This is a genomic window from Salmonella sp. 3C (assembly GCF_025426275.1).
In the GTDB taxonomy this organism is placed as follows: Bacteria; Pseudomonadota; Gammaproteobacteria; order Enterobacterales; family Enterobacteriaceae; genus Salmonella; species Salmonella enterica.
The window spans coordinates 3,906,854-3,933,216 of the sequence record NZ_CP104858.1; the positions used below are offsets into that span (position 1 = coordinate 3,906,854).

24 protein-coding genes and 11 pseudogenes are annotated in these 26,363 nt (G+C 46.5%); 15 read left to right on the top strand and 20 right to left on the bottom strand.

What is annotated here, in order from left to right; translation table 11 throughout:
* Positions 1–21 precede the first annotated feature (21 nt).
* From N7E69_RS18790 to N7E69_RS18800, 3 genes and pseudogenes are all read right to left on the bottom strand, one after another.
* A complete protein-coding gene (locus N7E69_RS18790; protein WP_001536069.1) occupies positions 22–822 on the bottom strand; it encodes a hypothetical protein in 801 nt (266 codons plus the stop codon).
* Positions 823–1,775: 953 nt separating this feature from the next.
* Entirely contained in the window at positions 1,776–2,855 is a 1,080-nt protein-coding gene (locus tag N7E69_RS18795; RefSeq protein ID WP_000087644.1) for a tyrosine-type recombinase/integrase, read from the bottom strand.
* A 29-nt stretch (positions 2,856–2,884) separates the two neighbouring features.
* Positions 2,885–3,889: pseudogene (locus N7E69_RS18800) on the bottom strand (exonuclease VIII); the annotation flags it as partial.
* Between the two features lie 138 nt (positions 3,890–4,027).
* Between N7E69_RS18800 and N7E69_RS18805 the strand changes: the two are divergent.
* A pseudogene (locus tag N7E69_RS18805) lies at positions 4,028–4,276 on the top strand (glycoside hydrolase family 19 protein); the annotation flags it as partial.
* Positions 4,273–4,806 carry a DUF2514 domain-containing protein gene (locus N7E69_RS18810; protein WP_000055326.1) on the top strand — a complete coding sequence of 178 codons (534 nt, stop codon included), beginning with the start codon at positions 4,273–4,275 and terminating at the stop codon, positions 4,804–4,806. The pseudogene N7E69_RS18805 and the gene N7E69_RS18810, both read left to right, overlap by 4 nt.
* A gap of 256 nt (positions 4,807–5,062) precedes the next feature.
* Here N7E69_RS18810 and N7E69_RS18815 read toward each other — a convergent pair whose 3' ends face one another.
* Together N7E69_RS18815 and N7E69_RS18820 are read right to left on the bottom strand one after the other, a co-directional pair.
* Positions 5,063–5,230, bottom strand: a complete 168-nt coding sequence (locus tag N7E69_RS18815) for a lytic enzyme (protein WP_000789530.1) — start codon at positions 5,228–5,230, stop codon at positions 5,063–5,065.
* Positions 5,231–5,294: 64 nt separating this feature from the next.
* Entirely contained in the window at positions 5,295–5,486 is a 192-nt protein-coding gene (locus tag N7E69_RS18820; RefSeq protein ID WP_001034751.1) for a hypothetical protein, read from the bottom strand.
* Between the two features lie 54 nt (positions 5,487–5,540).
* Here N7E69_RS18820 and N7E69_RS18825 point away from each other — a divergent pair.
* The 4 pseudogenes from N7E69_RS18825 to N7E69_RS18835 all read left to right on the top strand — a co-directional run.
* A pseudogene (locus N7E69_RS18825) lies at positions 5,541–5,806 on the top strand (DUF1441 family protein); the annotation flags it as partial.
* A pseudogene (locus N7E69_RS24605) lies at positions 5,799–6,023 on the top strand (tail fiber protein); the annotation flags it as partial. The pseudogenes N7E69_RS18825 and N7E69_RS24605, both read left to right, overlap by 8 nt.
* Positions 6,015–6,388: pseudogene (locus N7E69_RS18830) on the top strand (macro domain-containing protein); the annotation flags it as partial. The pseudogenes N7E69_RS24605 and N7E69_RS18830, both read left to right, overlap by 9 nt.
* A pseudogene (locus N7E69_RS18835) lies at positions 6,367–6,848 on the top strand (tail fiber assembly protein); the annotation flags it as partial. The pseudogenes N7E69_RS18830 and N7E69_RS18835, both read left to right, overlap by 22 nt.
* A gap of 96 nt (positions 6,849–6,944) precedes the next feature.
* On the opposite strand, the gene pagK reads toward N7E69_RS18835, so the two are convergent.
* Both pagK and N7E69_RS18845 read right to left on the bottom strand, forming a co-directional pair.
* Positions 6,945–7,145 (bottom strand): vesicle-borne virulence factor PagK, encoded by a 201-nt coding sequence (pagK, locus tag N7E69_RS18840; RefSeq protein ID WP_001751604.1) that lies wholly within the window; start codon positions 7,143–7,145, stop codon positions 6,945–6,947.
* A gap of 376 nt (positions 7,146–7,521) precedes the next feature.
* Positions 7,522–7,722: pseudogene (locus N7E69_RS18845) on the bottom strand (IS3 family transposase); the annotation flags it as partial.
* Between N7E69_RS18845 and N7E69_RS18850 the strand changes: the two are divergent.
* Positions 7,713–7,838, top strand: coding sequence for a hypothetical protein (locus tag N7E69_RS18850; RefSeq protein ID WP_001574229.1), 126 nt, complete (start codon positions 7,713–7,715; stop codon positions 7,836–7,838). The pseudogene N7E69_RS18845 and the gene N7E69_RS18850 overlap by 10 nt on opposite strands.
* A gap of 674 nt (positions 7,839–8,512) precedes the next feature.
* Positions 8,513–8,659 (top strand): annotated as a pseudogene (locus tag N7E69_RS24610) (helix-turn-helix domain-containing protein); the annotation flags it as partial.
* Between the two features lie 326 nt (positions 8,660–8,985).
* On the opposite strand, the gene N7E69_RS18860 reads toward N7E69_RS24610, so the two are convergent.
* From N7E69_RS18860 to N7E69_RS18875, 4 genes and pseudogenes are all read right to left on the bottom strand, one after another.
* A complete protein-coding gene (locus N7E69_RS18860) occupies positions 8,986–9,600 on the bottom strand; it encodes a disulfide bond formation protein B (RefSeq protein WP_000848073.1) in 615 nt (204 codons plus the stop codon).
* A gap of 9 nt (positions 9,601–9,609) precedes the next feature.
* Positions 9,610–9,768 carry a DUF5993 family protein gene (locus N7E69_RS18865; RefSeq protein WP_000480735.1) on the bottom strand — a complete coding sequence of 53 codons (159 nt, stop codon included), beginning with the start codon at positions 9,766–9,768 and terminating at the stop codon, positions 9,610–9,612.
* A 132-nt stretch (positions 9,769–9,900) separates the two neighbouring features.
* Positions 9,901–10,816, bottom strand: a pseudogene (locus N7E69_RS18870) (DMT family transporter).
* A gap of 1,295 nt (positions 10,817–12,111) precedes the next feature.
* Positions 12,112–12,545 (bottom strand): annotated as a pseudogene (locus N7E69_RS18875) (tyrosine-type recombinase/integrase); the annotation flags it as partial.
* A gap of 58 nt (positions 12,546–12,603) precedes the next feature.
* Here N7E69_RS18875 and N7E69_RS18880 point away from each other — a divergent pair.
* Positions 12,604–13,798 (top strand): annotated as a pseudogene (locus N7E69_RS18880) (IS256 family transposase).
* A gap of 145 nt (positions 13,799–13,943) precedes the next feature.
* Here N7E69_RS18880 and N7E69_RS18885 read toward each other — a convergent pair.
* Together N7E69_RS18885 and N7E69_RS18890 are read right to left on the bottom strand one after the other, a co-directional pair.
* Positions 13,944–14,084 carry a hypothetical protein gene (locus N7E69_RS18885; protein ID WP_001617922.1) on the bottom strand — a complete coding sequence of 47 codons (141 nt, stop codon included), beginning with the start codon at positions 14,082–14,084 and terminating at the stop codon, positions 13,944–13,946.
* A gap of 165 nt (positions 14,085–14,249) precedes the next feature.
* Positions 14,250–14,519, bottom strand: coding sequence for a hypothetical protein (locus tag N7E69_RS18890; RefSeq protein ID WP_001752421.1), 270 nt, complete (start codon positions 14,517–14,519; stop codon positions 14,250–14,252).
* Positions 14,520–14,888: 369 nt separating this feature from the next.
* Between N7E69_RS18890 and N7E69_RS18895 the strand changes: the two genes are divergently transcribed.
* Positions 14,889–15,308 (top strand): GNAT family N-acetyltransferase, encoded by a 420-nt coding sequence (locus N7E69_RS18895; protein WP_000354407.1) that lies wholly within the window; start codon positions 14,889–14,891, stop codon positions 15,306–15,308.
* Between the two features lie 372 nt (positions 15,309–15,680).
* Here the strand turns inward: N7E69_RS18895 and N7E69_RS18900 are convergent, their stop codons facing one another.
* Positions 15,681–16,157 carry a hypothetical protein gene (locus N7E69_RS18900; RefSeq protein WP_000030946.1) on the bottom strand — a complete coding sequence of 159 codons (477 nt, stop codon included), beginning with the start codon at positions 16,155–16,157 and terminating at the stop codon, positions 15,681–15,683.
* A 381-nt stretch (positions 16,158–16,538) separates the two neighbouring features.
* Positions 16,539–16,880 carry a DUF1398 family protein gene (locus N7E69_RS18905; RefSeq protein ID WP_001752424.1) on the bottom strand — a complete coding sequence of 114 codons (342 nt, stop codon included), beginning with the start codon at positions 16,878–16,880 and terminating at the stop codon, positions 16,539–16,541.
* A gap of 683 nt (positions 16,881–17,563) precedes the next feature.
* On the opposite strand from N7E69_RS18905, the gene sopE2 reads away from it, so the two are divergent.
* The 4 genes from sopE2 (at position 17,564) to pphA (ending at position 19,609) form a co-directional block, all read left to right on the top strand.
* The gene (gene sopE2 / locus N7E69_RS18910) at positions 17,564–18,286 is read left to right on the top strand and encodes an SPI-1 type III secretion system guanine nucleotide exchange factor SopE2 (RefSeq protein ID WP_000182072.1); all 723 of its coding nucleotides are present in this window, start codon (positions 17,564–17,566) and stop codon (positions 18,284–18,286) included.
* A 284-nt stretch (positions 18,287–18,570) separates the two neighbouring features.
* Complete coding sequence (locus N7E69_RS18915) at positions 18,571–18,735, top strand: membrane protein (RefSeq protein ID WP_001134856.1); 165 nt, start codon at positions 18,571–18,573, stop codon at positions 18,733–18,735.
* Positions 18,726–18,941: a hypothetical protein gene (locus N7E69_RS24485; protein WP_001574231.1), complete on the top strand. Its 216-nt coding sequence runs from the start codon at positions 18,726–18,728 to the stop codon at positions 18,939–18,941. The genes N7E69_RS18915 and N7E69_RS24485 overlap by 10 nt, the downstream gene beginning before the upstream one ends.
* A gap of 17 nt (positions 18,942–18,958) precedes the next feature.
* Positions 18,959–19,609 (top strand): protein-serine/threonine phosphatase, encoded by a 651-nt coding sequence (gene pphA / locus N7E69_RS18920; protein WP_000986173.1) that lies wholly within the window; start codon positions 18,959–18,961, stop codon positions 19,607–19,609.
* Between the two features lie 18 nt (positions 19,610–19,627).
* Here pphA and N7E69_RS18925 read toward each other — a convergent pair whose 3' ends face one another.
* The 5 genes from N7E69_RS18925 to yebS all read right to left on the bottom strand — a co-directional run bounded on the left by N7E69_RS18925 (position 19,628) and on the right by yebS (position 25,686).
* On the bottom strand, positions 19,628–19,819 hold the full coding sequence (locus N7E69_RS18925; protein ID WP_000457838.1) for a YebW family protein: 192 nt from the start codon (positions 19,817–19,819) through the stop codon (positions 19,628–19,630).
* A 110-nt stretch (positions 19,820–19,929) separates the two neighbouring features.
* Complete coding sequence (locus tag N7E69_RS18930; protein WP_024131108.1) at positions 19,930–20,166, bottom strand: YebV family protein; 237 nt, start codon at positions 20,164–20,166, stop codon at positions 19,930–19,932.
* Positions 20,167–20,283: 117 nt separating this feature from the next.
* A complete protein-coding gene (gene rsmF, locus N7E69_RS18935) occupies positions 20,284–21,723 on the bottom strand; it encodes a 16S rRNA (cytosine(1407)-C(5))-methyltransferase RsmF (RefSeq protein ID WP_001531515.1) in 1,440 nt (479 codons plus the stop codon).
* A gap of 77 nt (positions 21,724–21,800) precedes the next feature.
* On the bottom strand, positions 21,801–24,434 hold the full coding sequence (locus tag N7E69_RS18940; protein WP_001752430.1) for a PqiB family protein: 2,634 nt from the start codon (positions 24,432–24,434) through the stop codon (positions 21,801–21,803).
* Positions 24,403–25,686, bottom strand: coding sequence for a membrane integrity lipid transport subunit YebS (gene yebS, locus N7E69_RS18945; RefSeq protein WP_001207294.1), 1,284 nt, complete (start codon positions 25,684–25,686; stop codon positions 24,403–24,405). The genes N7E69_RS18940 and yebS overlap by 32 nt, the downstream gene beginning before the upstream one ends.
* A gap of 128 nt (positions 25,687–25,814) precedes the next feature.
* On the opposite strand from yebS, the gene N7E69_RS18950 reads away from it, so the two are divergent.
* Positions 25,815–26,312 carry a GAF domain-containing protein gene (locus N7E69_RS18950; protein ID WP_001518229.1) on the top strand — a complete coding sequence of 166 codons (498 nt, stop codon included), beginning with the start codon at positions 25,815–25,817 and terminating at the stop codon, positions 26,310–26,312.
* The last annotated feature ends 51 nt before the right edge of the window (positions 26,313–26,363 follow it).

Below are 26,363 nucleotides of genomic sequence, written 5' to 3' on the forward strand. Positions count from 1 at the left end.
TTAATCAGCCATAAGAGTTAATTATATAAACTTAAATGGATTTGTTAATTGAATTTCATCAAGATTAACTCTATATAAAAGATTTATTGTCTTTGTTATGGCGTCTATATATTCTGCGCTATTCATTATAGCAGTGTATTTATCGTATGCTTCGAAGCAATGATTTTCATTGATATATTCACTGCTATTGTTTTTATAAATTTCATATGACTCTTCCTTTTTGAAAATGCGCGCATCCAGCCAAGGGTCAAGTATATATTCCGATATTCCTTTTGAATCAGTAAAAGTCAAAAAAACGACCACATGATTCCCTCCTGACGCGCTATTATACATAAGGGATGTGCTTATTCTGGCATCAAATACATTATTTTTCGAAAATCCTATTCCGGTTAGTCTTTGTGGTATATATTTTGCAATAATCGCACCTAAAATTAGCGACATATCAGCACAGTTCCCTGTGTTATATTTTATTGAATCAATGGAAGAATATATTAGACTCAGAGATATTGGGTTTTCTGGTCTTTCAGCCATAGCTCTGTCAAAAGAGTTTGCTTTTATAGTTTGCAGAAATTTCTTGTGATGTTCTCTTTGTAAATTAAGAGCGTCGTATTTTTCCTGCGTATCAATTTTAAGCCTGTCAATTTGCATAGCATCATAACTGTCCGATTTCTTTATTATTGTTCTGACAAAAACGGTACATTCTGAAGCAGCATTAATAATACAGGAGGATAAATCAACTGAAGTACTCTGTTGGTTGTTACAGGCACTCACTCCAGTTGTGTCGAATTTTTCTGTAGCTACATGTCCAACATTTATAATCAATTACATTTCCCTGTATTCAAAATTAAGCGATATTCTTATGTCACGACAACCTAACAGGGACTGACTACAAAGATCTTTAAAGAAACGTTCATTATTGTATCTATTGATGAACTCCCTTCAGATTTAGAGGTTGTGCCCATGGTCGAAAAGCTCCTCTACGCTCATATACTTAACTTATCGGGGACATGGTAGGTTAGGATGTGAAAACACAGGGACAGTTACTGTCACTGCGAAGGCAGCAATAAGGAGGCCTATCCTGTACGAACTGTGGAAAACTATATCTTGTTCACGATCACCTGCATCGTTGACGATGCGCGATCCTGGAGGTTTGACGACTGCCCGGTATGATCGGTGCCGCAGCCACGTCGTATGCAGGAACGGCCTGCGGCAAACTGGCGATCGTTCGATAGTGCGAATATTGAATGGTTGCCAGTCGCGGCGGATTCTACTGGTTAAGAATGGCTAATCAATGTGTTTAATCTGAAACCAGGCATCTGTTCAACTTTTCGTGATCGCTTTTGTTGGCATCACTATTAAGCCTTCGTCTACATGGGCATTTGGCATCGGGAGGCCACCAGTGGAAGAGGTCGAGTGATATATTGGGCAGTGAGTTTGATTGGTCGGGGGATTTATACGCAAAATGGTTTGAAATATGTCAGAATTAAAACGTAAAAAGTGATAACTAATTGAATCTATTAGAATCAAAAATAACGTATTCTAATCGTTAAAATCACTTAATTAATATGTAACATTGTGAATTTAAAGAGAAAGATCAATTGTTGCCGTAAACAGGAATCGTATTCGGTCTCTTTTTATTTTTCTTATAAAACAGTCGCTTACGATCCGTTTTCCGAAATTTTCCGAAATTTTTCCGAATTTCTGTATTCCGGTCTTTTTGGTTATATCACAATCAAATTAAATTTAACATTTATTTCACAACGAAAATTGGAGTATTAGAGCATCATATAAGCTTTATCATCACGCTCATCGAGATAGAGTTTCGTGGTGTTCGCTAATGTGTGGCCCAGGAGTTTTTGGGCGAACACCTCGCCGTGCTCGTTTTTGTACAGCCGTCCGGCCAGACTTCGGATCTCGTGAAATGTCGGTGGATTATTGCTGAAGTTAACGCCGGAGGCTTTTCTTGCTTTTACAAATGTCTTTGTCAGCCCATCCGGGTGAATATTCCCGGTCGGGCTATTTTTCCTGATTCCTGCACTGATCATGATATCAGTTCTGCTTACCAGCCGGCAGCGATCGATAACCGTTCCCAGACGTAACCCTGGTGCCTCAAGGGTCAGGGATAGGGGAATGGCTATTTTCATTCCGGTTTTAATCTGAGTTACGTATAAGCGGTTGTCAACAACATCACTAAATTTCATATTTACGATATCCTCCCTACGTTGACCAGTAACCAGCGCGAGATCCATCGCAAGAGGAAACCACACAGGCAGATGTTCTGCCGCCGTCCTCGTGGCGTTATATGTTTCCAGTTGCAGGCGTTCCCTGGCCACCTTAATCTCTGGTATCCGGGTTGCTTCCACCGGGTTTTTCACAATATGCCCTTCGACAATAGCCTCTCTGAACATGTCAGATAGAACTGATCTCATTGCTCCCGCCATAGTGTTTTTTCCCTCGGTTATCCACGACTCAAGAAATTTGGCAATGTGCCGGGTTGTTGCTTCTGCCAGTATTATTTCTCCCATTTTTTCGCGTACGGTCGCTAATTGATTACTGCGAATCTTGTAGGTATTAACCGACAGATTCCGGCGCTGTAATAAAACCTCATAGCGATCAATCCATGCGGACACAGTGAATGAGTCCGTTCCTTTTAGTTTTTCAATAAGCGCCACTGGCGTGTGGTTTTGCGCTATGAAGTTGTTTGCCTCTATGGCCTGTGTGATTGCGTCCCTGCGGGCGATCTGACCGAGCGGAAATTCCTTGTCAGTTACCGGGTTACGCCAGAAAAAAGATTTACTGGCCTTACGGTAGGTGAGGTACCTCGGAAGGTTAGCATCGTACTTTTTTCGACTCACTGATCAACTTCTCCAGCAATGCACTCGGTTAACGCCATCACACTCTGGTACATAAATTCGATTTTCCGGCCTTCTTCTGCCGTAAGCACGGTTATTCCTGTCCGGGCGCACTCTTCCAGAAAGGTTTTCTCTTCTTCTTTTCCTGCACTGGTACGGCGGTTAAACTCCGGTGCGATGATGAAGCGTTTACTGAATTCCTCTGGTTCCAGTACCCGGCAGTGAAAAGCCGTTCCTGTATCAAGAGACTTTGTTTTCTCCGTGTCCACGGGGGCATTTTTGCGCCAAAGATAAATTGCTGGTGTATCTACGATATCATCAAGCTGTGATTTACTGACCCCCTGGCCAGCGTGATACGCCTCGTTAGGGATGTCATAGTAAATGCCTGGCTGTATATCATCAGGGACAGTGAAATTTCCGTTTTCTACGGGATCTGCCGCTTCGCCAGCTTCATCACCGCCAGTACCTGATCCACCGTCCGTTGTAATTTCCTGTCCTGTATCGCCAGCCGTTTCCTGCTGGTTGCTCTCTTTCGGCGTTTCTCCATCTCTTTCTGTTCTGGCTTCCGTTTTTTCGGTCTGGTTTGAGGGGGGCGGGAATAGCGCTGATACATCGAAAGTCCCGTCCGCGTTTCTGGTGACAGCCTCCGGCTCTGCTGCTGGTTGTTTTTCCTCCGGCACCACTTCTTCTTTTTCACCCTGATTTGAGGCGCTGTAATTGTTATGAACCCACTTCGGATCGTTCGGGTCGCTGATGTCTTCGACATATTCACCGCGCGCGGCTGCCAGTTGTTTACCAACATCAACCGGGTTTTTGGGTGGAATGTTTTTACGTGCTTCGTGCAGTTCTGCCCGTATTTTCTGGTAGCCTGCTTCTGTCTGGCTTACAGGTGGTTCATTCTCCAGCGGCTGTGGGTCCGGATGATGTTCAGTTGTGTCCTGTTCCACTGCTTCAGGCGTTGCTGGTTCATCTGCCAGTTCGCCTGTCGGTTGCTGTTTTTCTTCATCACACTGAAATCTCCCTGCCTCAATATCCCGCAGACATTTGCCCGCCTGACTAAGCCTTGCTGCATTTTCTTAATGGGTTGTTGGGGTGTTATCAGGCACATATTCGTACCAGTCCGGATCGCGAACGCCATGAACGGCAAGAAAGCTTTCGCACCACGTTCGGCGAAGATCAGGATTACCGGGCTGGAGAATTACACCAGATGTGGCGTTGCACTGAAACTGGATCTAGTGGCGAATCCAGGACAGCTTGAGCTAGAACGTCATGCCGCCCGATCCGCAGCGTGGCTTTTTGTGACTAAAGGGTGTCTGAAATATTCCGGCGACCTGGTACGAGTTACGCAGATCATCAACGGAGGGCGGAACGGCATCGGTGATCGGCGGGAGCGCTTTGAGAAAGCAAAATCGGTGCTGGTATGAGTCTGTTATCTGCTCTTCTGAAAAGATACTGGTTGCAGCTGGTGTTTATTTTGCTGATGGCTGGTGCGTTTATCGCCGGTAATGTCTGGAGTGACAGGGGCTGGCAAAAAAAATGGGCAGATCGCGACAGCGCTGAATCCTCTCAGGAAGTCAACGCCCAGACCGCCGCCCGTATTATTGAACAGGGCCGCGTTATTGCCCGTGATGAGGCTGTGAAAGATGCACAAGCGCAAGCCGCTAAATCTGCTGCCACTGCTGCTGGCCTGTCTGCCACTGTTAGCCAGCTGCGTACCGAAGCAAAAAAACTTGCCACCCGCCTGGACGCCGCAAAGCACACCGCAAATCTTGCCGCTGCAGTCAGAAGCAAAACAACCAACGCCGACGCCAGAATGCTTGCCAACATGCTCGGAGATATTGCAGAAGAAGCTAAACATTATGCTGGAATCGCTGACGAGCGCTACCGGGCAGGAATGACGTGTGAACGAGTATATGATTCGGTGAGAGAGTCAAATAATTACAGGAGGCATTGAAACTCCCCCTGTAATATTGCTGTAAAAAAGTGACTACATATCATCAGATGGAACCAGATGAATAAGAACAGGTTTTTCACCAGATGAAACTGATAAGTACTCACTCAGTTTTGATATAGCTGAAATCTGTCTGAATAACCTGTCGGGGTGCTGGAATAACAACTTTCCGGAAATTCTTCTGCAATGGATTTTACTTTTAGTGACCATTCGCCTCCTTATCTGTAGAGGTGGGTAACGAATTTAAAAAGCATTCTGCTTACTTAGGGGGAACATCCTGATGACTGCCTGCAATATTGCAAATTCCATTTTCATTGTATGAACCACCTGAATCAAGGCACTCATCTTCCATCAGGAATTTCTGCGACCACATACCTGCATAAAAAACGATAATAATGGCTACGATAATAGTGATGATGTTTTTCATTTATGTTCTCTGTGTGTTGTTATTGAAAATGATAATCAATATCGCAAAATGAAATAAATAATCATTAAGTGGTAGTTGTTGATAATTGTTCGCATTTTAAAAAGGTACTCCCGGCGGGGCGGTCTGCCACGGGACGGCAGCGGCGCGGGATTTGGCGCATTTTTGATTTTTCATGCATCATCATCATCATGTTGTAACCCTCTGTTTTAACGTCATTTATTTTTAAAAGATGATGGTTTGTATGTTTTTTGTTCATTATATTTTGTTTTTCCGGGGGAGGGCGCGCTAAGAAACAGCCCCAGAGGTAAAAATGGATGACGAACTGAAGAACCTCAAATGCAATATCTGTCAGCTTGCCGCTATTACAGGGTTACATCGACAGACGGTTGTCAGTCGCCTCTCGGGCCGGGCGTTCCCCTGGCACTGGGAAGCAATGAAAAAAACAAGCTGTATCTCCTGACGGATGTGATCCGCGTACTGATGGAAACGCCCGTTTCCCAGGCTGCTGAACATCAGGACCCGAATAAAATGACTCCAAAAGAGCGTAAGAACTGGTTTGACTCCGAAAAGGGGCGTTAATACCACGGGCAATCATACTAACCAGTTCGGCGGTTATATCAATTCATACTGGGGAGATTCCAATCACACTTCATTTCAGCCTGGAGGTGGTGCGTGGACACAGGCCGCTGGCGACCATGCGCATACAGTTTATATCGGAGGACACGAGCACACCATGTATATCGGTCCACACGGACACGTCGTTATTGTGGACGCAGACGGTAATGCGGAAACCTTTGGTCTTATGGACGGCGGTGTGGATGCTGCTATTACGGCATATTTCGGGTCGCAATTACAGGAACGGGTACAGCAAAATATCATCCGTGAATACCTGGGGGAACAGCCCGTCGGCACCGCCTTTGTTATTGAAACGGGTAACAGTAAACATCCGTGGCTGGTTCACGCCCCGACGATGCGCGTTCCGCTGATTATTGACGGCACCGACGCGGTTTATAATGCAACACGGGCTGCGTTACTGGCAATTTTTCAGCACAATAAAAGCGCCGGAGAAGACCGGAAAATTACATCTGTTGCATTACCTGCAATGGGGGCCGGATGTGGTCAGGTCCCCCGGACAGCGTCGCCCGGCAAATTGTACTGATATAGCCCCTCCTGATATTCCCTCCAGTCATATTGCTGTTTTTGACGCTGAAACCCAAACGTGGAGTCTGCAGGAGGATCACCGCGGCGAGACGGTTTACGACACAACAACCGGCAATCAGGTTTATATCTCCGATCTTGGTCCGCTACCTGAAAACGTCACATCAGTTTCACCAGGTGGTGGATACAAAAAATGGGATAGTAAGGCTCAGGTCTGGATGAATGATGAAGCTGCGGAGGCCGCAGCCAGACTTCGTGAAGCTGAAGGAACGAAAAACAGACTCCTGCAAATAGCGTCTGAAAAAATCGCGCCGTTACAGGATGCAGTGGATCTGGACAAAGCAACCAATAAAGAAAAAGCTTCTCTTCTGGCATGGAGAAAGTACCGGGTACAGGACAGGTAAACCGTGTTGATACTTTAAAGCCTGTCTGGCCGGAGAAACCAGCCAGTAGTTTATAATTTGTCAGGAAAGCTCAGGCCTTATTTATAGCAAATATGAAGAAGGCCTGTCTGTCATAACTGATATGGTTACTGGCTAGTATATTAAATTTATACTCAATAACCTCTACACATTTTAAACCAATCTTCAGGGAAGGGTATGTCAGCAGGCCAAAGATTACACCACTTTTTAGGCATTGGCTTAATTGTTTCTTCTTTTTTATGATCTTGAGAGTCTGCCGCTATTGTAAGAGCAGGATATAGTGAAGATGGTAATATTAAAACCATTGCTAAAAATACGCTCTTAACGTGTTTCATAATATGTTACCTGTTAAATTGTGGCACACTATCCTTACGGTTACAGCATCCTTTACTATAGATATTAAACGTTATTCATTACCATCAGGTGAGTAAATAAAAACCATTTATAAAATATTTAACTTAAATAAAAATGATAAGCACTATTATATTTTATTTTCAATGTAAATTAATTCATGTGAAAGTGATTTCATGTGCTTTTCAAATCATGGCTGGCTCGCCCCCCGGAGGAACAGGCCAGTTAACATTATCAGGAGTGTTTGTTATATCAATCAACTTCACTTCATTCTTGTAAGCCAGCCACACTAACAGTTTTGATCCTGTCCGCGTATTGTGGACACAGCCTTAAGCGAGGTTCTGGTTTTCAAATTGTTCCGGACTGAGATCGCCGCAGACCCTGACGGCGCAGGCTGGACGCTATCGTTTTACATTGTACCTCAGGCCCCAGGTTCACTTCCTCAGCAAGCCGGGGCGCACCGTAGCGCTGTTTTGCCTGGCTGAAGGCCTCTCTTACGACATTGTCGCAGTCCTGCCGGAACTGCTGGTGGGTATTAACGACTGTGCGCCTTGTTTGCCAATGCTGATTCCGAACTCATTCTGACGCCGATCATCATTGCCGTGTTGCTCGCGCCTGGTTTCAGCAAAAGCATCACGCTGGCTATACTGCATTTCTTTTTCCGCAGGGAGAAGTGAGTAAATGAGTATGGAAATGGAGCTTTCCCTATAATGGCGGCTGAAGCTAATCATGTGTCATGTATTGCAAATGTCAAAGTGATAAATAAAGTTTCAACAGTCTGTGTTTTTTGTGAAAACGACTCGCTATGGTGCTAACCCTATATGAGGGACTGATTGAACATCAGATATATCCCGGCTTATTTAATACTGCTTACTATGAGGGTAATAATATGTTTTCTCTTATTAAATCACGTAAAGTTTTATTCATAACAACTCTTCTGCTGTTGTCGTCTGCTGCCCAGCCAGCGTTCGCCCTGGGGTGCATAGGGGACGGTGGTAGCACTGCAGACTGTGCAAAGGTTTGTTCCCTGGCGGCAGGTTTAGGCCCCCTTGGTTTTCTCATTTGCTTTTAATGTCTGAGAAGTGGTTATCCTGAGCCTTTCCTGTTTATGTAGTGAAGGCCCATTCAGAACATCATATTTAAACTATCGTAATGGAACAAAGAGTTACTTTAAAGAGCTCTTTGTTCCTTTAACCTTGATGAAGATGGTCAACGTCTGGTTTTACAATTCCGATACAGACAGGATAGCTGCTATGTTTGTTATCCATCTGGAAGGTTATCTGGCTGATAGCATCAAGCGCCAGTTGTGGCCATTGCTTCAGTACCCAGTGTGCCACTACAGTGCCACTACATTGGTGGCCGTAGGCCAAAACTGACGCCGGAGCAATGGGCGCAGGCAGGGTGCCTTATTAGGGCAGGAGTACCGCGACAGCAGGTAGCGATTATTTATGATGCGGGGCTGTCGACGCTGTACAGAAAATTCCCTGTGTTAGGGTAATGCAGTATTTCCACGGTGCGTGCCACCCAAATATGTGCTGTGGATGCTTTATAGGGTGTGCCATTTTTGTGTCAAACATGGTGAAGCATCATTCTATTTCTAACATCATGTGCCATTGAGTTGAGCAATGTGAATGCGGAAATGTGTATTTGAAACAGTTAGTTAAATGTGATTCTACTAATTCGTAATGCGAAGGTTGTAAGTTTGATTCCTGTTATTGCAACATTTCAATGTTACTGTAACTTCCGTGTTAGCCCATAACCATTCCAATTTCTACAAGACAGGTGCTTGCTATATATTTACCAATCAGTCATTTTAAAAGTGCGTCATAACCGGAGAACTGCCCTCGTCAGGAGGCCTGTTTTCAGAAAGGCAATATCCTGTTTCGACAGTAGCTTATATGTGACCGGGTTAGCAGCACATTCCCCTCCGCCACATTCCAGTACAGTTGAAATAAGGTTGGCAGTAATCAGTAACAGAAATACCCAACCGACAATACTGAACAGGACCGGATTAATATTCAATGAACGAAATGCAACATTCATGCTACTGATTGCCAGAACCACCGCAACAGCAATAATAATCAGAATTGACGTAATCAGAGTCCAGGTATAAAAGTGTAATCCAAAAAATGCAGAACCATATCCTGTGTCACCGGGCATGATATGCAAACATATTTGCCGGGATGCCATAACTCCGGTCAGGATACTGCCAATAATTACCATCCCGTAATGTATACCTCGTAGACCAAAGCAGAGGTTAAATAAAAAGCCAAAACCGGCGATGATGAGGCCAGCCCGCTGTAATAAGCAAATTGGACAAGGCAGCTCATGCCTGACGAGTTGATAATAAAAGGCTACAACCAGAGCAACGCATATCCCAAGGAGTCCCACCTGATTAATCAGATGAACAAGTGTTGTTGGATGATGATGCGTTTTCATACACACTCCTTAAAATGACAAAGTCAGCGAATTGGTCATATGATGAATGAATGATAAAATAGTGACGATGAGTAAAACGGCCCACAGAATGTAGCTGACTTTATCCTTTCTGTTTATGGCCCCCATTGCCACGCTCAGTGCAAGCAAGAATGGCAGAAACATGAACATAAAAAACTCCTTTATTACATTGCTTGTTAATATAATCGCTGTGTATTACCGGGTCTGTATTCCAGCTTATCCACCCCGCATTAGCCGGAGCTCAGTAAGGCATCAGGAATTATTTGCGTTACTATAAATCGATTATTTCTGTGATGAGTTATCCCGGCATCTGCTGGTTACAGGGATATTTCTGGCGACAAGAGTAAGAAATATCCCGATAACTAATGGTATAATAAGCAGCATTGAGTGTGTTGAAATAGCATATCCATAAATATAGTCTTCCAGACTTACCGCAATCAGCGGAAAGATAAGAAATACAAGCGAAGCCTGGAAGGCATTAGCCTTTTGCTGAAGCGCAAAGTAGCACAGGATACCAAAAACTCCGGCAAAAGCCCCGAGATACAGGGTAGCTAATATTGAGTGTACTGAGAAGGTTGATACTTGTGGTCTTTCAAAAAACCATCCTGTCGCAGAAAGTATCAACCCAGCTAAAAGGCACGGGAGCGCATTAAATGTGATAACAGAGACAGTACAACTTCTTTTCTTACATTGTGTATATATTATGGCATGGATTAACACAGCAGAAATAAGCGCAGTGATACCCTGCCAGTGACTCTCTGTACTTGTATTCGTTTCTTCAAGAAGTATCCCCGTCAATGCAGTGATTGCGATAGTTAAGCCCGCGATCTGCATTAGTTTCGCTTTTTCATTTAGAAACAAAACCGATGCTATCAAAACGGCCACAGGCATATTCGCAAAGATAATGGCAGCAAGCCCAGAGTTGACATAGGTTTCACCATAAATCATTAGTGAGAAAGGAATGCAAAAATAAAAGATGCATATCACAAACTGGAATAATCGTTGTCCGGGAGGAAACAACAGTGTTTTTTTTTCTTAACCATGCAATGATGATTAAAAAAGGTGCTGCAAACATAAACCTCATTCCGGTTGCAAACACTGGAGGGATAGTTTCAACGGCAATTCGCATGGCCAACCATGTAGTCCCCCAAGTCAGTGAAACTAGCATGAATAATATAGATATCGACACCTTGCGCATAAGATCCTCTCCGTAAAAAAAATTAATTTAGCTTTTTAGCTAGAAAAAAGTAGCGTTTTCTTCACTGTGTTTTTTATATGTTTAGATAAAAATTTCTCTATCAGAAGACGCAGTTATGCTGAATGAGAAAAATAATAAATGACTCAGGCTGTTACCACACGATTGTCCACTGCGCCTGTAAGACCTGGCAGCAGTTGTCGATTTAATGTCTATTCTTGCTGGAAGGCATAAAACGCCTTGAAGATGAAGAGCTCATCATTAGTCGGGTCCCTTGTTGAGCCAGGACAAGTTTAACTTATCGCTTTCAACCCTTACGATGATAAATGATCTTATCCACCCATAATGGACATACGGCTAAATGAGTAAATTCTCAAGTAAGAGGCAGGATCTGTATCAACCAGTAAGAAGCCCCAGAAACAGCACCGGCTGAATTCCGTCAGGAAGCTCTGAAACTCGCTGAATGTACGTTGCCCGCGAACGATTGTTAATCAGCACCATAGCAAGAATAATTGTTTGTTTCACAAGGAGATAGAAAAAACTATAGCTTTGCGCCGGGGCGGAGGCAGGAGGAGATAACTCGTTGTAATAGAATGTTTTTATATGGCGACCTTAAGAGAAATGCTTTCGCCTCGGTATACCACCCGCTATGAAGACCTGCTTCAGGTTAAGTGGCAGGTTTATCCCGATTTTCACATTCCTGATGTGATGGAACCGCAGCCACATCGTATGCAAGAACGGGCTGCGGCAAGCTGGCGATCGTTCGATAGTGCGAGTATTGAATGGTTGCCAGTTGCGGCGGATTTTACTTGTTCAAGATGACTAACCAATGTGTTTAATCTGAAACTAGCCACCTGTTCAACTTTTCGCGATCGCTTTTGTTGGCATCACTATTAAGCCTTCGTCTACATGGGTATTTGGCATCGGGAGTCCCCCAATGGAAGAGGGGAGTGATGTATTGGGCAGTTAATTTGTTTGGTCGGGGGATTTATACGCAAAATGGCCCGAAATATGTCCGAATTAAAACGTAAAAAGTGATAACTAATTGAATCTATTAGAATCAAAAATAACATATTCCAATCGTTAAAATCACTTAATTAATATGTAACATTATGAATTTAAAGAGAAATATCAATGGTTGCCGTAAGCGGGAATCGTATTTGGTCTCTTTTTTTCTTATAAATCAGTTGCTTATGATCAATAATCCGAAATTTCCGAAATTTTCCAGAATTTCTGTATTCCGGGCTTTTTCGTTATATCAGATCCAAATCCAGTTTAACATTTCTTTTACAGCAAAATCAGAGCATCACGTAAGCTTTATTATCGCGTTCATCGAGATAGAGTTTCGTGGTGTTCTCGGAAGTATGTCCCAGGAGTTTCTGAGCAAACCTTTCCCCGTAAGCATCTTTATACAGTCGTCCGGATAAGCTGCGGATCTCGTGAAATGTCGGTGGGTTATCACTAAATTTATTCCGGTAAATTTTCGTGCCGCAACAAATTTTTTAGTCAGGCTGTCAGGATGAATACTCCCGTTCGGGCGGTTTTTGCGTATGCCAGCGCTGATAAGGTATTCGCTACGGCTTACCAGGCGGCAACGATCAATCACCGTACTGAGGCGTAAACCCATGGAAGGAGGGGTGAGCGAAAGTGGCAGAGCGATTTTCATCTCGGTCTTGATTGGCTTAACGTACAGTCGCTCATCAATAATGTGACTGAACTGAGACTGTAATATAAAATTGTGTAATTGCCTGTGTTTGATATGTTCACTCCAGTAACGGGGACAGGCAATTATGGACGAAAAGAAACTCAAAGCCCTTGCGGTTGAACTGACTAAAGGCCTTAAAACCGAAGCCGACCTCAATCCGTTTTCCCGTATGCTGACGAAATTAACCGTCGAAACGGTGCTCAATGCGGAGCTGGCTGACCACCCCGGGTATGAGAAAAATGCGCCCAAAACAGGCTCAAACACCCGTAATGGCTACTCGTCCAAAACGGTGTTGTGCGATGACGGCGAGATAGAACTCAACACACCGCGTGAGCGTGAAAACACCTTCGAACCACAGCTGCTTAAGAAGCACCAGACGCGCATTACGCAGATGGACAGCCAAATTTTATCCCTCTACGCCAAAGGCATGACTACCCGCGAAATCGTCGCCACCTTCAAAGAGATGTACGACGCCAATGTGTCACCCTCGCTGATATCTAAAGTCACCGACGCCGTAAAAGAGCAGGTCACTGAGAGGCAAAACCGGCAACCGGATGCGCTGTACCCCATTGTTTATATGGACTGCATTGTCGTCAAAGTCCGTCAGAATGGCAGCGTAATCAACAAAGCCGTCTTCCTGGCACTGGGTATCAACACCGAAGGCCAGAAAGAGTTACTGGGTATGTGGCTGGCCGAAAATGAAGGCGAAAAGTTCTGGCTAAGCGTGCTGACGGAGCTGAAAACCCGGGGCGTTCAGGACATCCTGATTGCCTGTGTGGATGGTCTGAAGGGCTTCCCGGATGCGATAAACAGCGTCTTCCCGCAGCCCCATATCCAGCTGTACAGTATCCACATGGTGCGTAACAGCCTGAAATACGTAGCCTGGAAAGGCTACAAAGTCGCCACCAGCGGCCTCAGGCCCCGTCCGAAGAGGCGGCACTGATGGCGATGGATGCGTTCGCGAAAGCCCGGGACGATAAATATCCGCAAACCAGCAAAAGCTGGCGTGCGCACTGGGAAAACCTCAATACGCTCTTCAGTTATCCGCCGGATATCCGCAAGGCCATCTACACCACAAACGCAATCTAATCCCTGAACTGCGTGATCCGTGCCGCGATTAAGAAACGCAAGGTGTTCCCGACGGATGACTCAGTACGAAAAGTTATTTATCTGGCGATCAAGGATGCGTCAAAAAATGGAGTATGCCGATCCAGAACTGGCGGCTGGCGGTGAGCCGTTTTATTATCGAGTTCGGTGACCGCCTGAGCGATCACCTTTAATAACTGGGCAGTTACACAGAATTACTGACAGGCTCATTCTTTTGTGTTGCGCCTCTCTGTTTCTATTGTTTTAGATAGCCATGAGAGCTCCGTTGCTGAGAATTTTAGTCGTGGGGTTCTTTCTTCTGCACCGGGTGGGCGCATTTCATAACTGCAGGACCATCTGCTGAATACTGTATAGCTCTGTATATCGCATGTTGTTGAGGTCAGTGTGCAATTCCTCGGTACTGGCTTGTCCTGTATAGGGCTGGAGATTTCTGGGCAATGTCCTTTTGGACCTGAACATATGTTTTTGATTGAAAATGGCATCGTGTTTTATCCTTTACACTGTGAAATGTTGTTTTGTGCTCTTCTGTTGTGATTGGTGATGTGACGGGATCGTCCATGCCCCCTTCCTTTTATTGACGGCGTATCAGTCCATTGATGCCATGCTTGCTTAATTTGTCCAGCATCAGCAAGCCGTCGTTTTCTTTCTGCTGCAATTCAAGCAACTTAAACCGTATTTCGTTAAGTAAAGGTTTAATAACTCCGCGCTTGCGAACCACCTTTTTGATAACGTCTTTTTCGAAGTATAAACGGCAGAAATGATTTTCATAATTCGCCTATACTCTTCACCCAGCGCTGGCAAATCTTCAACGCTGAAAGGCTGGGGAGAAGGGCGTCCAGTTGCTGAACGGAGAGCGAACCATACGCCCTGATTCCACGTGTTATCAAACTTCATACCGTGGTTATCATCCAGACAAGGCGCTTGAGGTTGCTCATGTCTTTTGGGGAAAGAGGTTCGGTGGTGGGTACTGGATATCCTGGATCGGGAAGTGGGTTCCACTGGTGCCAAATACAGGGGGCTGGTAAACCGGGTGGATACCTCAAATCCTGACAGGCCAGAGCACCAGCCTGATAAAATCGTATTACTGATTTCTAACCAGTGGCACATTAATTGTACCAGCTCAGACTCCAACTGACAGTTTGCTTTAAGCGAGTAGCGGACGTGACCTGCCCCCAGGAGTAAAAACAAACTTTCTATTGATACATTTAATTAACTTATTTATAACGTTATATTCCAAATACAAACTTGTTCAATTGGGCATGTATGGACATTCAAATCACACATCAAGTTACTGAATTTGATAAAGAAGAACTATTAACCGGATTAAGAAGCTACAATGCTCAGTTCGTCGATTTTAGTAAAAATGGGCAGCTTGGGGTCTACTGCAGAAACGAAAGCGGCGAAATGGTAGGCGGATTAATTGCTGACAGAAAAGGTCCGTGGCTCTGCATCGACTATCTTTGGGTAAGTGAATCTGCAAGGAACTGCGGTCTGGGGAGCAAACTTATGGCGATGGCCGAAAAAGAAGGTTTGCGGAAAGGCTGTGTTCATGGACTTGTAGATACCTTTAGCTTCCAGGCTCTCCCTTTTTATGAAAAACAGGGTTATATACTTCAAATGTCGCTACCGGACTTTCCTAAAGTAGGTTCGCAAAGGCATTATTTAATTAAGCTCGGTTTATAGCTTTGCTGCATTTGAATACCCATAGCTTTATGAAAGCTGTAATCAGGTAGCTTTAAAATATATCGTACCGTTGGCCTGTACACACCATGATCAGCGTCCGCTTCTGGCACAGGGCGGACAGTCAGATTAGGTTTGGCTGTCAGCTCACATTTGAGCTAATACCCCCTGGCACGGCTAGAGGTACTCAGACAGCCGCTTGTAGGCGGCATGGTACGGATACAAAAACATATTGCGCTGTTATATAAACTGTAAACTGGGCTGTGCGTATAATACGAATCTTTCACTCAGAGAAACCTGCTGACAGCGTCAGTACTCCATTAATTAATTTTATACTAAATCTCTGTGGTATGGCACAGGCGTTTAGAAGACAGGTCAATTGCGATCTGCTGGCTGGGATTTCGTCGCGCCGCTCAAAAATGCACAGAGTTTTTCACCCGCCGTCAATGGCTCAATGGGCGTTTTTCCGAGGGCGGTCTCAGTCATGACGATGGCAGGACCAATAAGCATGGACCATACTTCACTCGCGTCTTGCTCAAGCGATGTGAAAGCAAGGAACAGTGTTTTATCTGAAGGAAAGCGGTGCTGAGTATTAAAAAGTTTCAGCCAGGCGCGGGACTGCCGGTCGGCCTGTGCTGATCGCGTGCCGAAGCGGAGTACTCTTTTTAGTATGGCGATACCCACAATGCCTGGCCCCAGAATAAAGGGACTCCCGACGTTTATGGTGACGCCGACCCCGAGAAAAACGAGGGCGAATGACAGCACGTTATCTACTCTTCTGGTAAGAGTACTGTATAGCTTTTCCAGAGAGTACCGGTAAAGAATTTGATAACTGATTTCATCCTTGCTCATACATCTCCAGATGTTTTTTCGATTACGCTCCGGTATGCTCCCGGAATCCTGACAGATTCTGCAATTATGCCACACTTCCTGGAGGGTATTAATTAGATAGAATATAAATAGAAGGCAAATATTTTGAGCTTTTAGTCGATATCGCTTTGAATATCATTTCTCCTGCACCAGGAGATGCTGTTGTCGAGCATCGTGTCAAACGTTGCTGCGTCGGTCGGACTGCACAGGATAACTCTCGCAGTCAGACTCTCATTATGGTCTCAAATGGATAACCCGCAGTCGTAACACGCCGAATGTCACGACTGACGCTATTATTACCCTGGCTTGTTAAAGCGGCATGACCACATTTTCTATATATAATAATTGGTTGTCTTTCGACCATTATTGTCGAGTTTTTTGGTTTAATTCAACAATCCATTTAAAAACGCCTGCCGTTGCCAGATCAGTACAGTATTTTTCATAGGAATGCTCCCCCGAAAAGTGTTTAGCTGAAGTCAATTTTATTAATTCCGTATTTGGTGTTGAATTGACTTTAATCAGCTTTCTATTGCTTTTAATAGAAATGAAGTGGCCTGCATGAGTGATAATTTTCACATTGCCGGTAGCAACAAAATAGATGTAATAAGCGATATTATTATATTCCAGATCGATTAGAAATGCGTTGAAATTTGCATCCTTTCTGACGCGCTCGAAAAAGTGGTTAAGCATAAGCTGTAATTCCATTTGTTAACCTATTGTAAGTTATAATGTTATATGTTGTGTTAGAGTATTGTTGCTTAAAAGCAGCCATACAGATATGTTACCTAAAAGCAATAATAATCACCTGGTATCATATAGTTTACGTTATGATTGGAATAGTGTTGCAATTGTTACTGATTATTTCTCGTAGCGCGTTTTTTTGACCACTAATAGATGCGTCAATCCATTTCATTTGTAGTTTTTCTGAACGTCATGAAAAGTCATAATATATAAAAATCAGTTAATTAATTGATGTTTAGATAAGGATTACAGTGACGGAGAGATTTGGCGTGGCGACTTTATAGGTTTTGAAAAAGCGGCTAACTCGCTGGCAGGATAATTGGTAGCCAGCCTGCGAATGGGGGCAAAATCGTAACAACATCAGCATAAATAATAATATTCATGAATGTTTTATGTGACGCAGTAGTTGAATTGAAGTGATGTTTTACCTGTTCAGGATTGTCCCGATAAAAATGTTCCTCGATAAAAGTCGATCACCTTGCGCCGAAAAAAAACAGGCTAAGTGACAGAAGAACAAAATCCATCAGGAAAATAAAATTTATAAATATCAATGAGTAAAAATGGTTGTGGAGAAGGTGGCTATTTTTTGAAAGCAAGAAATATAAACAAAGTGTAGCTATGCATAGTTATCTAAAAGGAGAACTACCGTGACTAACATAACACTATCCACCCAGCACTACAGAATCCATAGAAGTGACGTTGAACCAGTAAAAGAAAAAACAACGGAGAAGGACATTTTTGCAAAAAGTATTACTGCCGTTAGAAATAGCTTTATCAGCCTGTCGACGAGTCTGTCAGATCGTTTTAGCCTGCATCAACAAACAGACATACCGACTACCCATTTTCATCGTGGGAACGCTTCTGAGGGTAGGGCGGTATTAACCAGTAAAACTGTTAAAGATTTTATGCTGCAAAAGCTCAATAGTCTGGATATCAAAGGTAATGCGAGTAAAGATCCGGCCTATGCTCGTCAGACATGCGAAGCCATATTATCAGCCGTGTACAGTAATAATAAAGATCAATGTTGTAAATTACTCATCAGTAAAGGGGTCAGTATTACCCCCTTTTTGAAAGAGATAGGAGAGGCTGCGCAGAATGCGGGGCTACCTGGGGAGATAAAAAATGGCGTATTTACTCCAGGTGGGGCAGGGGCGAATCCTTTTGTCGTCCCCCTCATTGCTTCCGCGAGTATTAAATATCCGCATATGTTTATAAATCATAATCAGCAGGTATCTTTTAAAGCGTATGCTGAGAAAATCGTTATGAAAGAGGTTACGCCGCTGTTTAATAAGGGGACGATGCCAACGCCACAACAATTTCAGTTAACTATAGAAAATATTGCGAATAAGTATCTTCAGAATGCCTCCTGATGGTAGTAAATACAATACTGCTATTAACCATATGAATTAATAGCAGATTTTCTGAAACTATATATTCGTTTTTATGGCGACGCTTTTAACAAAACGTCGTCATCTTTATTTTAATATAAAAATCAAATGGATAACCTTAAAACTTAAAATAATTGTTATTACTCTAAATACCTGCACAACCAGACAGCTTTTTTTGTAACGCTGCGTGTTGTTAAGTCTATGATACCCGCGCACGGATGATGTCTCGATAAGGATTAATGGTCTGTTAACTGTCAGGAGAGGTTATGCCGCCTTTAAAAAAAATTGTGCTGCGCCTGTTTGTGGGGGCGATGGTCGCCACGGTAACGACACCTGCATTGGCGCTGGTTTGCCTTGAGGATCACTCCGCTAAAGAGTGTGCTATATCGTGTGCTGAGGCGATGTGGTTTATGTTTCCGATATGTTTTTAAGGAGGAAGAGTATTGAAGGTGAACAGGCGATAGTGAGTAGCTCGCTGCGCCAGGGGATAACCCTCCCCTGGCGCAGCCAGTTATATTTTATTGCGATGATAACAAAGCATTTACTCGCTAATGGTGAAATTCGCTATTTACAACAGCGCACGCTTACTAAGCAAAAAAATCTGCACACGCTATCTTTTTATATCTGTCCTGGATAATGAACGACAGGAAAAACATGATGCGGCCTGAAGAGATTTATCAGCGAATAGAGGCAAAGAATTGGCGGCATGTCTGGGTGGTTGGCGATATTCACGGCTGTTTTTCAATGTTAATGAAAAGGTTACGTGAGTGTCGATTTGATCCGCAACAAGACTTGTTAGTTTCTGTGGGCGATCTCATTGATAGAGGCCCGGACAGCTTGGGTTGCCTGGCTTTACTGCGTGAGTCCTGGATGATGGCGGTTCGCGGCAATCATGAACAAATGGCGCTGGATGCGCGGGCCTCATTGCAGTCGACGCTGTGGTTGATGAATGGTGGCGACTGGTTTACCCGCCTGACCGCTGAACACGCTGCGCAAGCTGAAGCGCTTTTTATCCTTTGTCAGCGGCTGCCCTGGATACTGGAAGTTCGCTGCCGCCATAGCACGCATGTGATCGCTCATGCTGATTACCCCGCGTCAACCTATCAATGGCAAAGAAAAGTCGATTTACATCAGGTTCTCTGGAGTCGCGAACGGCTCATAAATAAGCGCGGCGGGATTAGCGGAGCCGATCATTTTTGGTTTGGCCATACGCCGTTGCGCCGGCGCATGGATTTTGCCAACGTACACTATATTGATACGGGCGCGGTATTTGGCGGGCAATTGACGTTAGCGCGGATACAATAGCGGTATCAGCGCCCAGGGTTAAAAATCGCTATATTGCTGCGCAGGCCGCCAGAAGCCATCGATAAAATCCTCTACCGGAAAACAGCCGCCATGGCGAATCCGTTGATCGTCCATCGAATAAAGACATTGCTGCTCGGTATCGTAGATGTCCACGACAATATCCTCGCATCCTCCATCCAGGTAACATACAAAAAGTACCAGCGCGAACATTACATCCTCAATGTTAACTACTTTACACGATAGTGTAGGAGAGGTTAGCGCAGGGGGGAAATGAGAAAAGGAAGAATAAATAACCCGCCTGGCGACGGGTTCTTTTTGAGTCAGGCAAGACGCATGACCCAGGCATCAGATTTAGGATCGTAATGAGTACGGAACAAAACGGAATGTTCCCCGTTGAGAATGGCGGGAACGCTGGTTTCGGCATCCCAGGCGTCCAGTTGCATACATAAATCCGGATCGGATTTACAGGGGATTGTTAACGTTCGCTCCCCCGGCGATTCGCCATGTAATTCGGCATCGTCGATTTCAAAAGCGCCAATGCGCACACTGGTTTTCATCATCGTGCTCTCCGTTAATACGCTAATTGTGGTACGACCAGTTTAGCCGTCCATTTTTCAGCGTAGTCAACGTACGCAAAAGCGCCAGTCAAAAAGTGCGGTTTTTTTGTGCGCCTTTTAACTATTACCAGTAAAGAGTTTGCCATCACGTACCAGTTCACGCGGGTAACTGTTCTTTATTCTGGCGCCGATACGTTTTGCCAGACCAAGTGGCTGATGCTGGAACGTCACCAGGACATCATCAGCGGCAGGGGGTGTTTGCGGATAAATATCCCGACCGCGATACCACTCCTCCGCCTCTTGCACAGAAAGTTCGAACGCGTGAGCATGAGTCGGGCAGGCAAGGGCTATCGTCGCCTCATGTTGCCAGCGATAGCCTTTATTATGACTTTCGGCCAGCTTAATGCCGAGCCGGGAAAAACGGACTTTTCCGATCAGTGATTCAATTTCTGCCGGGAACAGCCAGACCTCTTTTTCACGCTGCCAAAGATGGAGATTTTCATCCCATAACAGTCCGACGGCGTTGGCCGCCTGGGTAACGTGTAATGCTTCGCGGCCTTTGAGGGGGGTAAAAGGAAACGCCCCCACTTTATACCCCGGCGCGGGCATGGCTGGAAGGGATGACATTTTACGCAGACGTGCGACGAAGAATCCTTCGCAGTCGTAAATTTGCGGGAAGACGTGCAGGAAGCCTTCCGGGGTGAGGGCACGGTCAGCGTCAGGAAACAGATCACCCAGCGGCAAAAATTCAACGGCGTCGGCGTAGGTCTCTTTCAGCCAGAGGCAGACCTCTTCGTTTTCCTGGCGATTTAACGTGCAGGTGGAGTAGACCAGCGTGCCGCCGGGTCGTAAAGCATGAAAAGCGCTGTTGAGCAGTTCCCGCTGTGTCGCCGCGATATCCAGATTGCTTTCTGGCGACCAGTTTTTTAGCGCATCAGGATCTTTACGTACTACGCCTTCGCCAGAGCAGGGCGCATCCAGCAGGATAGCGTCAAACATCTCCGGTAACGCAGCGCCAAATACGCGGCCATCGAAATGCGTCAGTGCGGTATTGGCGATTCCACATCGGCTGATATTAGCGTGCAGAACTTTGACGCGGCTGGCCGAAAATTCGTTGGCCAGAATGGCGCCGCGGTTCCCCATGCGGGCAGCGATCTGCGTGGTTTTGGAGCCAGGCGCCGCTGCCATATCCATGACCCGCTGCGGATGATTATCATCGGCGAACAGGGCCGCGACCGGCAGCATCGAACTGGCCTCCTGAATGTAAAACAGGCCGCTTAAATGCTCAGCGGTACTGCCAAGCGGCAATGCCTCTTCATCATCGCGCTCGATCCAGAATCCTTCATGACACCACGGAATTGGCGTGAGCGACCAGCCGTAGGGCGCGATTAGGGCAAGGAAATCAGCCACGGATATTTTAAGCGTATTGATGCGTATACTGCGGCGCAACGGGCGTTGGCAGGCCGAAATAAATTCATCAAAAGAGAGCGTGGAAGGCATTGCTTCACGCATTTGCGTCAGAAAAGCGTCAGGAAAATAGACAGCGTGTTGAGCCACAGGTGTATCGCCGGCAAAAAAACAGGCGCGCAGTGTAGCATAAAACGCTCCGGCGCGAGTACGCCGGAGCCGGGTGTTTAACGTGGCAGAGCGGTACCCCATTCACGCCACTCTTTCGGTTCGCTCTCTTGTAACAGGAAATGCTTACCGGCTTGCGCTTTTGGCGCCAGCGGCGTACCTGGTGGAGTAGCGAAGGCGATACCGCCACGGATGAACTGATTAAATGTCCCCGTTTTCACCACGCCGCCTGTCAGACCAAAGTCGAGACTATAGCCGGAGGCAAGCCAGAATACGGAGTTATTACGCACCAGATATTGGTAACGCTTACTGATGCGCAAGGTGATCATCACGCGATCGGAGAGCGACCCCAGGGACATTCCGGTGACGGTTCCCACTTCGATACCGCGAAACAGGACGGGGGTACCAATATTAAGCGAGCCTGCTTCTGGCGCCTCCACGACGATGCTTAACCCATCCAGATAGCGTGAGTCGGTAATCGTGGCTTCCTGCAGTTCAAAGTCGCGCCGTGCCGCGCCGCGTCCTGGCTCAACGTTAATATAGGGCTGGAGAATCGTATCCAGATGCTCGACGCCCGCCGCGGAAATTTGTGGCGTGATAACGGAAAAACGTGTCCCGGCGCGGGCAAATGTCTGTACATACTCCGGATAAAGTACGGCTTTTGCCTGCACTTCATTACGTGCGGTGATCAATTCCAGCGTCTGGATCTGGCCGATATCAATACCGAGGTAACGAATGGGCATCCCTTCCGCCAATTTTCCAGCGTCGAACGCGTGCAGCGTAATTTGTCCGTCTACCGCGCGGGCGGAAGTTTCTGAAGCATAAAGAATGCGTTTATCGCCTTTGCGCCGACTGGCGCTGGCGCCGCTCAGGTTATCAAAACTAATGGCCCCTTTCAGCGCGCGGGAGAGTGGCGAGGCCTGTACCGTTAGGCCGCTGCCGTTAAGTTGCACCTTCGCGCCGCCTTCCGCCCAGAACACGCTATTGCTGGTTAACAGGTGGCGATATTCCGGCTTAATATGCAGGTCGATGTCAAAGGTATTGGCGCGTGGGCGAACGGTGATGACTTCGCCTACTTCAAATTTTCGATACAGCACGACGGAACCTGCCTGGACATCCGGCAACGTTTCGGCTGTCAGCGTCAGGGTGGTAGTCGGTAAGTCACTGAGACTATTTTCCAGCGCTTTTTCCAGGTTAGCATAGAGCGGGTAGGTGGATTTCATCTTCCCGCTCGTACCGGGTAAAATACGAATTCCGCCGTCAATCCACTCGCTGGCGCTGGCGCCGAGGAACTCTACGCCGTCAAGGCCGACTTTGACATCCACCCGGCTGTTGACCACGAATTTACTGTCGCCCTGTACCAAATCCCGGTGCTGCGGTTCAATCGCGACGGTGAATGACACGCCTTTACTGGATAAGTTGCGCTCAATGACCTGGCCAATTTTTACGCCATGTAAAATTAACGGCTGGCCCGGTTCGATGCCGTAACTTTCCGGGGCCGTCAGCGTCAGGGTTAAGGCATTCGCCTCATGCAGCAGGGCCTTTTCACCCGGCACCACCACAAATTCACTGCGCGGTTCGCCGTCGCCCGGCACCAGCTCGAAGGTTTTTCCGGTTAACAACGAACTGATATTCGCGTCGCTCAGCGACAGTTTGGGATTGCGTAACTCAATACGCGTATTTTCCCGCATCAGCGGAACAACGCTGGGATCGACGGTCATCTCTCCGGTGACTTTACCGCCAGGGTTGAGCGTCAGTTTAGAAAGCTCACCCACCTCCAGTCCCTGGTACATGAGCGGCGTAGATTCCGCTTTCAGACCGTCTCCGCTGGGCAGCTCAAGTTTAACGATTACCCCTCGTTGGCTGTGGGCTAAATCTTTATATAAGCCGAACGTGTCATCCTGGGCGGCGGGTTTGGAATTGTCCGGTGAGTCAAACGCAATCGCGCCATTGACCAGGGCCGCGAGGGTCTCCAGTTTCACCTTCGCGCCGCTCAGGCTTAGATCGGCGTCAATGCCGGAGACATTCCAAAAACGGCTGCCTTTTTTCACCAGATCGGTAAACCGTCGCTCAATCAGAACGTCAATCGTCACGCCCTGTTTGTTAGGGTTAATCGAATAGTCATACACCCGTCCGACAGGGATTTTACGGAAATAGACCAGTGAACCGCTATTAAGCGAACCGAGATCCGGCGCATTGAGATGAATCATCAGATCGCCGTTGCTAAGCCGGTATTTAGGCTGTGTATCCAGGGCGACGAAATGATCTCTGGGCTTGCCTTTACCTGGCATCATACCGATGTAATTCCCGCCGACCAACGCATCCAGGCCGGAAACGCCCGCCAGCGAGGCTTTGGGCGTCACCAGCCAGAATTGCGTCTCTTCGCGCAACGCATCTTCCATATCTGATTTGATACTGACGCGAACTTCAATTTTGCGCAGATCTTTGCTCAGACTGACATCTTCCACGGTGCCGACTTCTACTCCCTGATAACGCACGGGAGTACGGCCCGGTACGATACCGTCCGCCGACATAAAATCGATAGTCACGCTATTGCCGCGATCCTGGTAGCTATCCCATACCAGCCACCCCGCGATCATTAGCGCGATAAGCGGTAGCAGCCAGAAAGGTGAAATACGGCGTTTGGTTTTAATTTGCGCTTCAGTCTTCGAAGCGGGCGTTTCCTGACTCATGTGCATCCCAAAGTAAGCGGCTATCCAGCCATTCCACTGCAAGAATAGTCAAAATTACCGCTGCGCCGAAATAAAACGCAGCCGGTCCCATAGTAAAAGCCAGAATCTGATCGCGATTAATCAGAGACATGGTTAACGAGATAACGAAAAGATCCAGCATCGACCAACGGCCTATCCATGTCACCAGACGCAGCAACAGAATTCGCGTCCGCAGTCCCTGTTGGCATTTAAAATGGATACTCAACAGTAGCGTAAACATCACGATGACTTTGGTAAACGGCACCAAAATACTGGCGATAAAAACGACGGCGGCGACGGCGATATTGCTGCTGGCAAGCGACATAATGCCCGACAGGATAGTATCTTCCTGACGCCCGCCATTAATGTAGATTACCGAGATAGGCAGCAGGTTTGCCGGCAGCAAAAAGACAATAGACGCCAGCAAGGCCGCCCAACACTTCTGTATGCTCTGTTTTCTGCGTAACCGTAGCGGAATATGACAACGCGGGCAGCGTCCTTTCGCATCCGGATAGCCGCTAAAGTGGCAGCCAAGACAGACGCGCAATCTTTCGTCCGCACGTTGAGCAGGGCGCTGCGGATAAAATCGTTCCCATAGTTGCTCCACATTCAGATGAATCATAGTCAGAATGCTAAGAACCACCAACGAGACGAACGCTAAAAGCCCGATGCCCGGCTGCAGAAAGGCATAGTCCTGCACTTTGATAGAGGCAACGCCAATACCGACCAGATAGATGTCCAGCATCACCCACTCTTTCAGTTTTTCCAGCATCAGCAGGACTGGACGCAGATTCATGCCGAGGAGGCTGCCAAACCACAGGTAAGCAATTGAAAAAACCAGAATAAGCGGCGCGCCCACCACGCAAAAGAGCACCATTGCGGCGGTTAACGGATCGCCCTGCTGCGTCATTTGCCAGATGCCGTGCATCACATTGGCATCAATGCGTACGCCCAACAGGTAGATATGGAGTAACGGTTCGCTCCAGGCAAACGGCATCAATAGCAGCATGGTTACCGCCATCGCGGTCAGCCGCGTCAGCGACCAGTCGCGCCCATCGCGAATTTTGGCCTGGCAACGAGGACAATAAGCGCTTTGATGAGCGCTCATCTCCGGCAAGCTGAACAGCATGTCGCATTCAGGGCAGCGCTGGTAGTGGCTGCGCGGCAGCGCTTCGCTAATTGACCTGATCGTTAGCTTTTTTGTTGGCGTGACGTGTGAGGTGTTCAGAGCCATGTATCGTGAATCAAAGTGTTAGAATAATGTAATCTTAACTCATGACAGGAATAATCTTGAGCAAGAACGCATTTAATGCTTATTTTAATAGCCTGTGTTTAGGAGTAAGACCACGAAGTGATTATATAATGAGCAAAACAGAACTATACGCGGCGTTAAACCGCGATTTTCAGTCGTTAATGGCAGGTGAAACCAGCTTTCTGGCCACGCTGGCGAATACCAGCGCGCTACTGTTCGAACGCCTTACCGAGGTGAACTGGGCGGGATTTTATCTCCTCGAAGGCGATACGCTGGTGTTGGGGCCGTTTCAGGGGCGAATCGCCTGTGTGCGGATTCCGGTTGGTCGCGGCGTGTGTGGCGCAGCGGTAGCGCAGAATAAGGTTCAACGTATTGATGATGTTCATGCGTTTGACGGCCATATTGCCTGTGATGCCGCCAGCAACGCCGAAATTGTGCTGCCTGTCACGGTTGGCGAACGGATTATCGGCGTGCTGGATATAGATAGCACAGCGTTTGGCCGTTTTACCGAAGAAGATGAACACGGCCTGCGTACGCTGGTCGCACAGCTTGAAACCGTGCTTGCAACGACGGATTACAAAAAATTCTTTGCGAGCGTTGCAGGATAATCAACGGATAACGTAGCAATTACTGATGGCGTCATTATAATGACGCCTGTT